Raw genomic sequence first — 13,652 nt, forward strand, 5'->3', positions numbered from 1 at the left:
TAATCAATTGCGACCAGAGCCGCCAAAAGTGAACATGAGCGTGAAAATCAGACACTGGGTTGATGTTCGACCGGCGTTCAAACCAGAGCTCACCGGTCGGCACCAGCAGTGATTGAGAAACAGCCTCATCTTAGGCATTTCCCTGATTTTCCACGTTGATCTATGTCAAAGGAGGTAAAACAAGCGCCACTTCCCTCGTTGGCAGCGGCCTCGCGCCCTCTCAGCCCCGGCGGATCAGCCGGTAAGCTACCTCGTCGAAATAGAAGAGCTGCCCCGAGAGCACCCTGGGGTGATCCAGCTCCGCCCCCCGGCCCAGCACCTCGACACCAAAGTCGCGCTCAAACAGGGTGCGCACCTCCATCTCCCCCACCGAGAACGGCGGCTGTTGCTGCTGCTCGGGCTGATACTCGAGGGTCACCAGCAACACCTGCCCCCCCGCCTCCACCAGGCGGCTCATCAGGGCGGCATACTGGCGGCGCATGGCGCCCGGCAAGGCGATGAGGGCCGCCCTGTCATAGACCAGGCGATAACGCTGACCAAGCTCCGGAGCGGCGAAGAAGTCCCCCTGATAGATGCGCAGATCCTCGTGCCGGTGGCACTGATAGGGACCCACCTCGCTTCTCTCTGCACTCAGGTTGTTCTCGTCAAAAAACTGGGTAATGGCGAGCTCGGAGAGCTCGAAGCCATCCACCGGATGCCCCTGCTCACGCAGCCAGAGCATGTCCCGGGACTTGCCGCAAAGGGGCACCAGCACGGGGTTGCTCCCTTGCTGGGCCGACCACCAGGATTGCAGCCAGCGGTTGAAATCTGCCTGATGAAAGCCAATCCGGTTCTCTTTCCACTTTTGGTGCCAAAATGCCGCTTCCATCATCTTCCTCTCGTCATCTGCAATGGTGCATCACTATCACAACTTCACCGAAGTGGCGCAAGCCCCATGATCCCGCCCCTGTGCAAGAGAAGGCCCACGATGGGCAGGCCTCAGGCCACGGCCCCAGGCAGGCTTGTCGCCATCGCTGCCAGCCGGGTCAGGATCTGCGCGAAGGTGGGTCGCCGGGAAGGCACCTCAAAGCCGCACTCCCCGGCCAGTCGATGAAGGGGGTCGAGGTCGGCGTCGCCCCCATTACAGCGCGCCAGCAGCTCGGCCAGCAGGCAGCCAAAGGCCCGCACTTCCAGGCGCTCGAGCCGCCCGGCCAGCACCTCATCGGCGCGGTCGTAACAGGAGGCGGCGCCAAAGTCACCGAGCAGCACCCGGCCCGGCGCCTCCTGCGGCGAGTGAGGCATCGCGGGCTGCAAGGAGTACAGCAGGTTGTGCGCGTAGAGATCGCCGTGGAGGATGCCCCGCTCGTGCAGGTGCCGGGCGGCCGCAGCCACCCCTTGCACCATGGCCATCACCTGGACCGGGGTGAAGTTCAGATCCACCCCATAGACATCCCGGGTGCAGGAGTCCAGGCTCGGGGGCCCCGCCAGGGTGGCGAAGGCGGGGTCTATCAGGGGCATCACCAGTGCCGGGATGCCGGAGGGATGATCGCTCACTCTCCCCATCACACCGACCAGGTTTGGATGACGACCGGCGGCCAGGGACGCCCCCATCTCGCTCAGGGGTAAGCCATCGCTGGTGACGGCCCCCTTGAAGAGCTTGACCGCCACCGCCCCGGGCCCTTCGGCCCTCGCCCACTCGGCGCGATAGATGACGCCGGATGCCCCCTCCCCGAGCACATCCCCCAGTGAGAGCGCCTGCCAGGGGATCTCGGTAGTGAACTCCGATGTGCCGTTCAGACACGCCTGCTCATCACAGAAAGGGTTGCCCGCAAAGGCCAGCCAGGACAGGCGCGGCATCTAGGGCAACCAACTCGGCAGCGCTGGCAGGCGGTTGGCGGCGATGCGCAAAAGCTCCAAACGGTGACAACCGGCAAGAGTCTCGGGAAGCCCAGCGAGCCGGTTGCCCGAGAGCATCAGCTTTTGCAGGTCAATGCAGCGCCCCAATTCTCCGGGCAGTGTCTCTATCTCGTTGTCGGTCAGGATCAACCAGCGCAATCTGGCGGGCAGGGAGGCGGCCGGGACGGTCGCGATGCGGTTGGCCTTGAAGCCCACCATGGTGAGCGCAGGGCAGCGCCCCAGCACCTCGGGCAGTTCGGTGAAGTTGTTCTCGGAGCAGAAGAGGATGCGCAGCTTCTTGCATTCGGCCAACTCGTCAGGCAACTCGCTCAGCTGGTTGCCGGTGAGATCCAGCACCTCCAGGGTCTCCTTGAGGCTCAGGATCTCGGGAGGGAACACCGCGAGGTTTTCAGCAAGTTTGAGGTGGCGGGCGCCGCAGAGTTCGCCTGCGCGAAGCTGTTCCAGGGTATGCATGGGATCGTCTCTATCAACATTCGGGCTTGCGGTGGCTCACTGCGGGGCACTCCCCCCAGACCACAAAGGAGGGGCATTATAGGGAATGACGGCCAAAGATGGCCGATTTTCTTGCAACGCCTTCTCTTGCAAAGGCCCCTCATCGCCACACTCCCGCTCTCCGTTGCCATGAACCATCCCGGTCGCGCGCTTGGGTGGTTGAACATTTGATTGGCACCATATAGTATGGTGCCATACAAAGTCATTCGAGACTCACCATCATGATCACGCTGGAACAGAAACACCTCGCCCTGCTCGAGGATGCAGAGCGCCGCGGACACGCGGACACCCAAAACATGCGCGTCTGCTTTGAGGTGTTGACCCTCGCCGCTGCCATCGATCAGGCGTGCGCGGCGCGCCTGGCCCCTCACCGCCTCTCCGAAGGCAAGTTCGTGCTGCTGTTTTTGCTGCGCGACCTGCCAGAAGGGCTGGCTCCCCACGAGCTTGCCGACAAGGCGGGGGTCACACGGGCCACCATCACCGGCCTGCTCGACGGGCTGCAACGGGACGGCTTGTTGGCTCGCCACAGCGACAGCCAGGACAGGCGAAAGATCTCGGTGCGCCTGACAGAGCAGGGCCAGGCCCTGGCGCAGCACCTGCTCGATGAGCACAGCCAGTGGATAGGCTCCCTGTTTGCCGGGTTCGATCAGGCAGAGCGAGAGACCCTGAGTACCCTGCTCAAGCGGGCCTGGCTCAATGTCCTCTCATCCCGGGCAGGCTGCAGTGATGACGCCACAGAGGAGCACCCATGACACGCAGCCGCATCACGGATATCGCCCCCTCACGCCTCGCCCAGCTCAACCGGGGAGAGGCTGAGGCAAGCAACCTGACCGAATGCCTGGCGGTGAATTTTGCCGCCCTGATGCAGTGCACCCGGCCTTCGCTCGGGCCCCAGGCGCTGGCGTCGATGCACGCTGCATCCGGGGAGGGCATTACCCGGCGCATGGCGCTGGCCGCCAGGCTGCTCCTGGCCGAGAGCGGCACGAGGGATCTTGCGGCGCTCAGCCGTCATCCCTCTGATACCGTGCGGGGCTGGGCCTGTTTCATGGTGGGCGCGAGCGAGGGGCTGTCGCTCAGCGACCGCCTGGCCCTCATTCGCCCCCTCGCCGATGACCCGCACTTTGGGGTGCGCGAGTGGGCCTGGCTCGCAATGCGCTCGACCATTGCCGCGCAGCTCGAGGCGGCCATTGCCGCCCTGGTGCCCTGGACGGCGGAGCCGTCCGAGCGACTGCGACGCTTTGCCAGCGAAGCGACCCGGCCCCGCGGCGTCTGGTGTACCCATCTTGCGTCCCTGCGACAAGCGCCGGAGCAGGCCCTGATGCTGCTCGAGCCCCTCAAGGCCGATCCCGCCCCCTATGTGCAGGACTCCGTTGCCAACTGGCTGAACGATGCGAGCAAAGACAGGCCACAGTGGGTCACTGACCTCTGCGCGCGCTGGTCTCGCGAAAGCCCCAGCCCCGCGACAACCCGGATTTGTCAACGCGCCTTGCGCACCTTGCGCAAAGGCCAACTCCCAAAGGAACCCCTATGACCCACTATCTGGCAGAGCTCTACACCCCCACTCCCGCCTGGCTGGCATTGAGCCAGACGGCCCGTCAGCAGTTCTTTGAGGCAATTGGCACAGGCATGGCCAACCTCGCCGCCCTCGGGGTGGAGCCCATCGCCCTGGGCGAGACCGATGCTGCCACCCTCCATGGTGCGCCCCACCCCTTCTTCGCCATCTGGCGCGGGCCGGATGCCGCGGCCATCGAGGCCCTCGTCCAGGGGATAGCCGCATCGGGCTGGCACGACTACTTCGAGACAGTCAACGCCACCGGCGCCGGGGTCTCTCTGGGCGAGCACCTTGCACAGTTGGCCGCCCTGCCCAGCGCCGCCACATCCAGCCCCGCCCTGGCCTGATAACCCCTAAAAGAGCGTTATCCCACCAGGCCTTGCGTCAGTGCCGCCGACACCGGTGGCACTGTTTTCCATGCCCTGCCCTTGCAGACCCAGGTCACCACCACCTGGGAAAGCGGCGCCACAGCCCCGCTCCCTTCCTACTTCCTTCCCACTCCCTTTATAAAACGCTGATATCTCCTGATGCCGTGATGGCCCATCGCCGATGGGAAAAGTGAGCAAGATCCGGGTCGTCGTGACGAAGGTTCGCCGCCATAGTGCTTTCAAACCAACAGTGCTTTCGACCCCCCCAAAGCTTTGAACCAAAGGAGGGTTGAACCAAAGGAGGTTTGAACCAGGAGGGGGTTGAACCCATCCACTTGTCTGCCAACCCTGCATGAGCGTCACCACCCGGCGCCATGCACATCACGCGAGGGAACTGCCATGTCATTACTGTCCAACAAGGTCGCCATCATCACGGGCGCCAGCTCCGGTATCGATCGCGCCAGCGCCATCCTGTTTGCCCGGGAAGGAGCCAGCGTCGTCGTCGGCGCCCGCCGCCAGAGCGAGCTGGATCTGCTGGTGGAGGAGATCCGCCATGAGGGGGGCCAGGCGGTGAGCCTGGCGGGAGATGTGAAAAGCGAAACCTATGCCCGCGCCCTGGTGGATCTTGCGCTGACCCGTTTTGGCGGACTCGATATCGCCTTCAACAACGCCGGCACCACGGGGACACCGGGCAGCGTGCCGGGGCTTGAACTGGTGCAGTGGCAAGAGACCCTGGATACCAACCTCACCAGCGCCTTTGTGGGGGCCAAGTACCAGATCCCCGCCATGCAGGCACGCGGGGGCGGCTCGCTTATCTTTACCTCCACCTTCGTCGGCCATACCCTGGGGCTGCCCGGCATGGCGGCCTATGCCGCGAGCAAAGCAGGCCTCATCGGCCTGACCCAGGTGCTGGCCGCCGAATATGGGGCACAAGGGGTGCGGGTCAACGCCCTGCTGCCGGGGGGCACCGACACCCCCATGGGGCGGGCCTTTACCGATACACCTGAGAGTCTCGCCTTTGTGCAGCATATGCATGCCCTCAAACGGCTGGCCCAACCGGAGGAGATCGCCCGCTCGGCCCTCTATCTGGCATCCGATGCATCGAGCTTTACCACCGGCATTGCTCTGCTGGCCGATGGTGGGGTATCTATTTGTCGCACATGACCTTGTCGCACCCAAGATCCTGCGGCTGCCAACCTATCGTGAGAGCGTCCTATGTCTGATTACGCCCGCATCGCCGATGCCATCCGTTTTATCGCAAGCCAGGTGGCGCGCCAGCCCACCCTGGACGAGATAGCGGCGCACGTTCACCTAAGCCCCTTTCACTTCCAGCGGCTCTTCAGCCGCTGGGCCGGGGTGACGCCCAAGCGCTATTTGCAGGTGCTGACTCTGGAGCGAGCCAAAGCGCTGTTGCAGGAGTCGCGCCCGCTGCTGGAGGTGGCCGACACCCTGGGCCTGAGCAGCGGCTCGCGGCTCTATGATCACTTCGTGCAACTCGAAGCGGTGACACCGGGGGAGTACAAGCAACGCGGCGCCGGGCTGGTGATCGATCACGGGGTGCACGACACCCCCTTCGGCCAGGCGTTCGTCGCCCTCACCCCGCGGGGGGTGTGCAACTTCTCGTTTCTCGATGACCAGGCCCCAGAGGCGCCCCTGGCCGCCCTCGCCCAGCGCTGGCCTGCGGCAGAGCTGCGAGAAGCGCCCTCACGTACCCAGGAGGTCATCCACACCATGTTCGATGGCAGCAAGACGCCGGATCGCCCCCTCTCGCTGCACGTGAGCGGCACCAACTTTCAAATAAGCGTCTGGCGGGCGCTATTGCAGATCCCGCCCGCCAAGGTGGTGAGCTACGCCCAGGTGGCAAGCGCCGTCGGCAACCCCAAGGCCGCCCGCGCCGTGGGGCTGGCGGTGGGGGCCAACCCCGTCGCCTTGATGATCCCCTGCCACAGAGTCATCCAGCAAAACGGCAAACTCGGCGGCTATCACTGGGGCGAGACCCGCAAACAGGCGATACACGCCTGGGAAGCGGCGAGGTATGAGTGAGGAACGGCCAATAAACGCAGAGCATGCGTACCATTATCAATGTTGCTTTCTGACAGAATGAACACCTTTTAAGTTATGGCAGTATCACTTTTTATACGCTTAACTACTGAGATGCCCTTTCCTTGTGGAATATTTCGGCTTGAGTGATCTCGCAAACATTGGAATTCATCAAATAATTTATTAAAGTCTTCGTCAGAGCTGACTTGATATCTAAGTTTGTCTCTGATTATTTTTTGCTTGCACATGAACTTCATTGAAGAACTGAGATTTTTCTGAAAAATTGAAGGCGTCATGTAGAGCAATAAATAAAGTAGTGCCTAACCCTAAAAAGCCTGCAAGCTGTGCATAGGACATAAATCCGGCCGCAGTGGTTGCACCACTTAGCAATACGCCAAGTACAACTAAGAATGATGCAAGCCGTTTGTTCTTTACATGCAGCTTCCAGTGATAATTCTGAAATTTATGAACTTGAGACAAAAATTCAGATGTTTTTTCATTATGAGCTCTTGTTGTCTGAGTCATAGAGGGCCTTGCTTGCTCGTAGTTGTTACTATGGAGCCGCATAGCAGCCCCACACCAAACTTGTTATATTTACAACTTATCAAAAATAGAGCCTGAAGATGGGGTAAATATCTTATGGTAGAGCCGAGTTGCATAGTCGTCTGTTGTGCCAGCGATGTAATCACAGATCACTCTTAAATTATCACCTTCGAGTTTGTATTTATCAAAATACTTCCTTGGAAGAAGTCTTGATGGGTTATTTGCAATCGTATCAAACAACTTAACTATCATTTGCTGCCCTTTATATTCTAGCGTTTGAACCTCCGGAGTTTTTATCACATTATTGATCACAAACTCCTGAAGTATATTGAGTTCCTCACGTGCCAAAGGCTGCATTTTAGCGTGATAATCTAATAGATTGTGAGTGAAAACATTTAGCTTCACCACCTCTGAATTAGTGACAAAGTAATTTACCAATACACTAATAGCTTTTTTCCTTATTCTATTCTCACCAGAGAATAAATGTGCTGTGAATTCGTTGATTTTAGCTGACAACGGCAGTTTTTTAAGTGGATCTTGTAATTTTGCTACGACTTCACTCTGCCATACACGCTCATTTACTAGTCGCAATGCAATGGCATCTTCTAAGTCATGTACACCGTAAGCAATATCATCAGCAATTTCCATTATACTAGAATCGAAAGATTTATATAAAGGTTTTCGATGTTTCCTTGGTAATAACTCACTTGCTGACATGAATTTTTCACGATCATTAGTAAAAGGTGAAAGAATCCATTCAACATGGTCCTTGTCACAGTCGAATATGCACTTAGGCGGATGATATGAATCAAGATTTAAACCATCTGAGTTTTCATACTTCTCGTTATTAACAACATCGCTATAAAAACATGGGTATTTTATTACACCTAGAAGCGTTCTTCGGGTCAGATTTAATCCACCATTTTCAGAATACTCACCAAGTTTTGTACAGATTCTTAAGGTTTGAGCATTACCTTCAAAACCATTATTATTTCGCATTGCATAATTCAAAGCTACCTCACCACCATGCCCAAAAGGTGGATGGCCAATATCATGTGCGAGTCCAATTGACTCGATAAGATTTTGCTCAGGAAGTAATGCGACTAACTCAGGCTGATCCTGATATTTTATTTTTAAGAACTCTGAGATACCACCGGCAATTTGAGCAACTTCTAATGAATGCGTTAATCTAGTTCGGTAAAAATCACTTTCACCTAATCCTAATACCTGTGTTTTTCCTTGTAACCTTCGAAAAAATGCAGAGTGGATTATACGTGCTCTATCTCTTCCAAATTCGTCGCGATTAAATCCACTATCGGTTGCTGTTTCAAATCTTGATATCCACATATTTCCTCTATTTAAAATATAAAAAATGATTAGATGGAAGGCGGTACTAATCCGATAGCAAAGACTCCTGTATAACTCTGCTCCACAGCAATAACCATCATTGTTGTGTAAACGCAGTCAATCAATAAGCTACCAAACCCAGCCAGTGTGAACAAACCAAGGCAGTGATGCGCTTTCATCACTTCAACCTCTGCATAAAATGCCCACTAGCGCTCGTCGGTGTACTAGCACCATTCCCGAATAACAGCCAAGCTACCATACGGCAGCCTTCTGTTTGCAGCCTTTAACCCACTTGGTGTCTCTGGCTTGGCTCATCGGTGACGCCAAAGCGGCCATACCCAGACGGCTATCCTAGCGAGCATGAGAGACAAGAAAAAGCAGAAGGTGGGCGTTTCCCAAGCCAGATCAAGAAATTACCCCATCTTGGGGGCGCATCAGCCGCTCGCATCACCCTCTTGCATCAATATGGAGCATCGACACGTCAGGTATCCGGCTCTATTGCCCACATGGCACCTGACGGACAGGGTTTGCTCCCCCTCCCCTACCCGGAGAAACCACAGCCTGCCGCCCTATGTGGACGCGATAGATGATGCTCTGCCGATCGCCCCAGGCACTCACCACGACAACGTTGGCAACAGGGCCTCTATCCCCTTCGCCAGGAGCAAAATTTTCTCGCAAACGATTGGAAAAAGAAAAGGCGCCTCAAGGGCGCCTTTTTGACAGTTTTTGCGTTACCGCTGGGAGAGAGGCGTTAGCCGCTTATTCCCATTCGATAGTTGCAGGCGGCTTGCCGGAGACGTCGTACACCACGCGGGAGATGCCGTTGATCTCGTTGATGATGCGGTTCGACACGTGGCCGAGGAAGTCGTACGGCAGGTGAGCCCAGTGGGCGGTCATGAAGTCGATGGTCTCGACGGCGCGCAGCGCAATGACCCAGTCGTACTTGCGGCCATCGCCCATGACGCCGACGGAGCGCACCGGCAGGAAGACGGCGAACGCCTGGCTGACCTGGTTGTAGAGGTCGGCCTTGCGCAGCTCTTCGATGAAGATGGCGTCAGCCTTGCGCAGCAGGTCGCAGTACTCTTTCTTCACTTCGCCAAGCACGCGCACGCCCAGGCCCGGACCCGGGAAGGGGTGACGGTAGAGCATGTCGTAGGGCAGGCCGAGTTCGAGGCCGACGCGGCGCACTTCGTCCTTGAACAGCTCGCGCAGCGGCTCCACCAGACCCATCTTCATCTCTTCCGGCAGGCCGCCGACGTTGTGGTGAGACTTGATGACGTGGGCCTTGCCGGTCTTGCTGGCAGCGGATTCGATGACATCCGGGTAGATGGTGCCCTGGGCCAGCCACTTGGCGTTCTTGAGCTTCTTGGACTCGTCGTCGAACACGTCCACAAAGACGCGGCCGATGGTCTTGCGCTTGGCTTCCGGCTCGTCAATGCCCGCGAGAGCGGAGAGGAAGCGCTCTTCGGCATCGACCTTGATGATGTTCAGGCCGAAGTGATCGCCGAACATGTCCATCACCTGCTGGCCTTCGTTCAGGCGCAGCAGGCCGTTGTCGACGAAGACACAGGTCAGGCGATCGCCGATGGCGCGGTGCACCAGCATGGCGACCACGGAGGAGTCCACGCCGCCGGAGAGGCCCAGGATCACCTCGTCGTCACCCACCTGCTCGCGGATGCGGGCAACGGCGTCATCGATGATGGTGGCCGGGGTCCAGAGGCATTCGCAGCCGCAGATGTCCTTGACGAAGTGCTCCAGCATACGGGCACCCTGACGGGTGTGGGTCACTTCCGGGTGGAACTGCACGCCGTAGAAGCGCTTGGCTTCGTCGGCCATGGCGGCATGGGGGCAGGTCGCGGTCTGGGCGATGGTGGTGAAGCCGGCCGGGATCTCGGTGACCTTGTCGCCGTGGCTCATCCAGACATCCAGCAGGGCATTGCCGTTGTCGGCAATGGCGTCTTCGATGTTGCGCAAGAGAGCGCTGGTCTTGCCGGACTGGCCCAGCACTTCGACCTGGGCATAGCCGAATTCACGCAGGTTGGAGGACTGCACCTTGCCGCCGAGCTGCTCGGACATGGTCTGCATGCCGTAGCAGATACCGAACACCGGCACACCGGCGTTGAACACGTACTCGGGGGCGCGCGGGCTGCCCGCCTCGGTCACGGATTCCGGGCCGCCGGAGAGGATGATGCCGCTCGGGTTGAACTCGCGGATCTGCGCTTCGGTTACGTCCCAGGCCCACAACTCGCAGTAGACGCCGATTTCACGAACGCGACGGGCGATGAGCTGGGTGTACTGGGAACCGAAATCCAGGATAAGGATACGGTGGGCGTGAATGTCTTTAGTCATTTTATTCCTGCATCAGGCTGATGTTGTCACAAAAAGCACGGGATAAAAAAAGGGTGGAAAAACGGGGCGCAGAGCCCCGTTTCATCAGCCCATCCGGTAGTTGGGGGCTTCTTTGGTAATGGTCACGTCGTGAACGTGGGACTCTTTCATCCCGGCGCCCGAGATGCGCACGAACTCGGCCTTGGTGCGCATGTCGTCGATGGTCGCGCTGCCGGTCAGCCCCATGGAGGAGCGCAGGCCGCCCATCTGCTGGTGGATGATCTCTTTGAGGCGGCCCTTGTACGGCACGCGCCCTTCGATCCCTTCCGGCACCAGCTTGTCGGCGGCGTTGTCGGTCTGGAAGTAACGGTCGCTGGAGCCCTTGGACATGGCACCCAGGGAGCCCATGCCGCGGTAGGACTTGAAGGAGCGGCCCTGATAGAGCTCGATCTCGCCCGGCGCCTCTTCGGTACCGGCAAACATGGAGCCCACCATGACGCAGCTTGCGCCCGCGGCGATGGCCTTGGCCACATCGCCGGAGAAGCGGATGCCACCATCGGCAATCACCGGCACGCCGGTGCCTTCCAGGGCGTCCACAGCGTCGGAGATGGCGGTGATCTGGGGCACGCCCACGCCGGTCACGATACGGGTAGTACAGATGGAGCCCGGGCCGATACCGACCTTGACGGCGTTGACACCCGCTTCCACCAGCGCCTTGGCGCCAGCGGCGGTGGCGACGTTGCCGCCGATGATTTGCAGGTCAGGATAGGCTTCACGGGTCGCCTTGATGCGATCCAGCACGCCCTGGGAGTGGCCGTGGGAGGAGTCAATCAGCAGCACGTCCACACCGGCTTCCACCAGGGCGGCGACGCGCTCTTCGTTGCCTGCACCGGCACCGACGGCGGCACCGACCCGCAGACGGCCACGCTCGTCTTTACAGGCGTTGGGCTTGCGCTCGGCTTTCTGGAAGTCCTTCACGGTGATCATGCCCTTGAGCTTGAAGTCGCCGTTGACCACCAGCACCTTCTCGATGCGGTGCTTTTGCATCAGGGCCACCACCTCTTCACGAGGGGCCCCTTCACGCACGGTCACCAGACGATCTTTCTGGGTCATGATCTGTTCGACGGTCTGGGAGAGATCGATGACGAAGCGCACGTCACGGCCGGTGATGATGCCCACCAGCTGGTTGCCGTCAGTCACCACGGGGTAACCGGCGAAACCGTTCTTGTGGCTCAGCTCCTTGATCTGGGCGATGGTCATGTCAGGGCGCACGGTAACGGGGTCGCTGACCACACCGCTCTCGTACTTCTTGACCTTGCGCACTTCGGCAGCCTGCTGCTCGATGGACATGTTCTTGTGAATGAAGCCGATACCGCCTTCCTGGGCCAGTGCGATAGCCAGACGGGCTTCGGTCACTGTGTCCATGGCAGCGGAGATCATCGGGATATTCAGCGTGATCGCAGACGTGAGCTTGGTACGCAGGTCGGCGGTATTGGGGAGAACAGTGGAGTGGGCTGGAACCAACAGTACATCGTCGAAGGTCAGCGCTTCTTTGGCAATCCTGAGCATGGCAATATCTCACCGTTGAGGAGTGGGGGTGTAAAATATTGCCGACAAATTTTACTCATGCATTGGGCAGTGGTAAAGAAGTTTTTTGAATTTTTTATGGCGTAGCCCGATTTAACGCCACCAACAGGGCAAAAAACCAATAAATTCAGCCGTAACCATGCCGTTTTTCCCGACAAGATGATCTTTTTTGCCGTTGAGCCCCTTTCTGCCGCCAGTCTCCCGGAACGGCCTTTTTTCCACTCACAGCCGTCAGCCAGACCGGCGGTCAGTTCCCCTGATAGCGGCCCGGCTTGTGCCAGTTCATCAGCATGGCGTTCATGGCCAGCGCACTCAGGGTTGACCAGAGCAGCAGGGGAAGCGGCAGGGTGAGCAGAGAGAGCGCAAACACCAGCACATCCAGCACCATCTGGCTCTTTCCTGCATTGATGCCGGTGCGCCGTTGCAGCCAGAGCGTCACCACGCCGGTGCCCCCCACGGAGGCATTGTGGCGCGCCAGAGACAAGACCCCCATGCCGAGGAAGGTTCCCCCCACCAGGGCGGCAAACAGGGGATGGACATAGCTCACCGTCAGCAGCAGCGGCACCGCCTGGGTGGCCGCCGAGAGGGCGACGTTGACGATCAGCGTCTTGAGGGTGAAGGCGCGCCCCATGGTGACGTAGCAGAACACCATGAAGGGCAGGTTCACCAGGAAGAAGAGCACGCCGATGGGCAGGGTGCTGACATGGGCGATCAGCAGGGCGATGCCCGCGATGCCACCGGTGATCATGCCGGAACACTTGAGCAGATTGAGCCCCACGGCGATAAACATGACCCCGAGCACCATGCCGTAGACATCGTCCTTGAGGGTATGGGCCAGCCCCCTTCCCGCAGCCGCTGGCTGCATGGTCATTTCACCTTCCATATGACTCCTTAGATCCGATGTGATGGTGGCATCCGTTGCCCGACAACCAGGCCGCATTGGGGCTGATGGCGGCGGCCCGTTCACCTTGCCGTCCCCCAATCTTGCGCTCCCCCGCCCCCTTATGTCGCCATCGTGGGGATGACAAGGCACAGCAAAAAGAGCGCCAATCAAAACAAGAGTCCGCGATACCATAAATAATCGGATTTAAATTCTGATAAATACGCAATATGCAGATTGAATGCACCACTTCAGTGATCGGTCATCACGGTGGCGCAGCATGTTCACCCAAGTCACCGAGAAAGGCCTCGTGGTATCCCCTTCACAGCCCGGTTTTTCGGCAGATCATGTCGATACGATGCCGCTTTTCAGCATGGATGATGCCTGTCATGGGGGAAGCCCGAGGGCCATACGGCGTGTTTCTTCGGGGCGGGCTCCAGGGGCGGATGTGGATGGAACGCACCAATAAAGTGCAATTGCACCAATATAGATCAACTGAGTGGCACAGTTTGCCTTGCACCGCGGCGCAAAGGCGACATGGGCACCGCTTTGCTCACTGCCATGAGCACTGCCATGAGCACTGCCATGAGCACTGCAATATGCAGAGCATGAAGTGACT

11 protein-coding genes and 1 pseudogene are annotated in these 13,652 nt (G+C 58.8%); 5 read left to right on the top strand and 7 right to left on the bottom strand.

The genetic code is table 11. From position 1 onward, the window contains the following. Positions 1-220: 220 nt before the first annotated feature. A complete protein-coding gene (locus tag HKD46_RS01210; RefSeq protein WP_171864779.1) occupies positions 221-868 on the bottom strand; it encodes a thiopurine S-methyltransferase in 648 nt (215 codons plus the stop codon). 110 nt (positions 869-978) lie between these two features. Next, positions 979-2,349, bottom strand: a pseudogene (locus HKD46_RS01215) (leucine-rich repeat-containing protein kinase family protein). A 260-nt stretch (positions 2,350-2,609) separates the two neighbouring features. On the opposite strand from HKD46_RS01215, the gene HKD46_RS01220 reads away from it, so the two are divergent. The 5 genes from HKD46_RS01220 to HKD46_RS01240 all read left to right on the top strand — a co-directional run bounded on the left by HKD46_RS01220 (position 2,610) and on the right by HKD46_RS01240 (position 6,351). Continuing rightward, on the top strand, positions 2,610-3,140 hold the full coding sequence (locus HKD46_RS01220) for a MarR family winged helix-turn-helix transcriptional regulator (RefSeq protein WP_171864780.1): 531 nt from the start codon (positions 2,610-2,612) through the stop codon (positions 3,138-3,140). Next, positions 3,137-3,919: a HEAT repeat domain-containing protein gene (locus HKD46_RS01225; protein WP_171864781.1), complete on the top strand. Its 783-nt coding sequence runs from the start codon at positions 3,137-3,139 to the stop codon at positions 3,917-3,919. Before HKD46_RS01220 ends, HKD46_RS01225 begins: the two co-directional genes overlap by 4 nt. After that, the gene (locus tag HKD46_RS01230) at positions 3,916-4,287 is read left to right on the top strand and encodes a DUF6616 family protein (RefSeq protein WP_171864782.1); all 372 of its coding nucleotides are present in this window, start codon (positions 3,916-3,918) and stop codon (positions 4,285-4,287) included. Before HKD46_RS01225 ends, HKD46_RS01230 begins: the two co-directional genes overlap by 4 nt. Before the next feature lie 420 nt (positions 4,288-4,707). After that, positions 4,708-5,472 (top strand): SDR family oxidoreductase, encoded by a 765-nt coding sequence (locus HKD46_RS01235; RefSeq protein WP_171864783.1) that lies wholly within the window; start codon positions 4,708-4,710, stop codon positions 5,470-5,472. A gap of 51 nt (positions 5,473-5,523) precedes the next feature. Beyond that, positions 5,524-6,351 carry a bifunctional transcriptional activator/DNA repair enzyme AdaA gene (locus HKD46_RS01240; RefSeq protein ID WP_171864784.1) on the top strand — a complete coding sequence of 276 codons (828 nt, stop codon included), beginning with the start codon at positions 5,524-5,526 and terminating at the stop codon, positions 6,349-6,351. Between the two features lie 210 nt (positions 6,352-6,561). Here HKD46_RS01240 and HKD46_RS01245 read toward each other — a convergent pair whose 3' ends face one another. The 5 genes from HKD46_RS01245 to HKD46_RS01265 all read right to left on the bottom strand — a co-directional run bounded on the left by HKD46_RS01245 (position 6,562) and on the right by HKD46_RS01265 (position 13,036). Next, complete coding sequence (locus HKD46_RS01245) at positions 6,562-6,873, bottom strand: hypothetical protein (RefSeq protein ID WP_171864785.1); 312 nt, start codon at positions 6,871-6,873, stop codon at positions 6,562-6,564. A 69-nt stretch (positions 6,874-6,942) separates the two neighbouring features. After that, the gene (locus HKD46_RS01250; RefSeq protein WP_171864786.1) at positions 6,943-8,238 is read right to left on the bottom strand and encodes an anti-phage deoxyguanosine triphosphatase; all 1,296 of its coding nucleotides are present in this window, start codon (positions 8,236-8,238) and stop codon (positions 6,943-6,945) included. A 759-nt stretch (positions 8,239-8,997) separates the two neighbouring features. Then, entirely contained in the window at positions 8,998-10,587 is a 1,590-nt protein-coding gene (guaA, locus tag HKD46_RS01255; protein ID WP_171864787.1) for a glutamine-hydrolyzing GMP synthase, read from the bottom strand. A gap of 84 nt (positions 10,588-10,671) precedes the next feature. Then, positions 10,672-12,135 carry an IMP dehydrogenase gene (gene guaB, locus HKD46_RS01260; RefSeq protein ID WP_010674549.1) on the bottom strand — a complete coding sequence of 488 codons (1,464 nt, stop codon included), beginning with the start codon at positions 12,133-12,135 and terminating at the stop codon, positions 10,672-10,674. 265 nt (positions 12,136-12,400) lie between these two features. After that, complete coding sequence (locus tag HKD46_RS01265; RefSeq protein WP_010674548.1) at positions 12,401-13,036, bottom strand: YitT family protein; 636 nt, start codon at positions 13,034-13,036, stop codon at positions 12,401-12,403. Positions 13,037-13,652: the final 616 nt, after the last annotated feature.

It is taken from the genome of Aeromonas sp. TW 6, assembly GCF_013168745.1.
GTDB classification, from domain to species: Bacteria; Pseudomonadota; Gammaproteobacteria; order Enterobacterales; family Aeromonadaceae; genus Aeromonas; species Aeromonas caviae.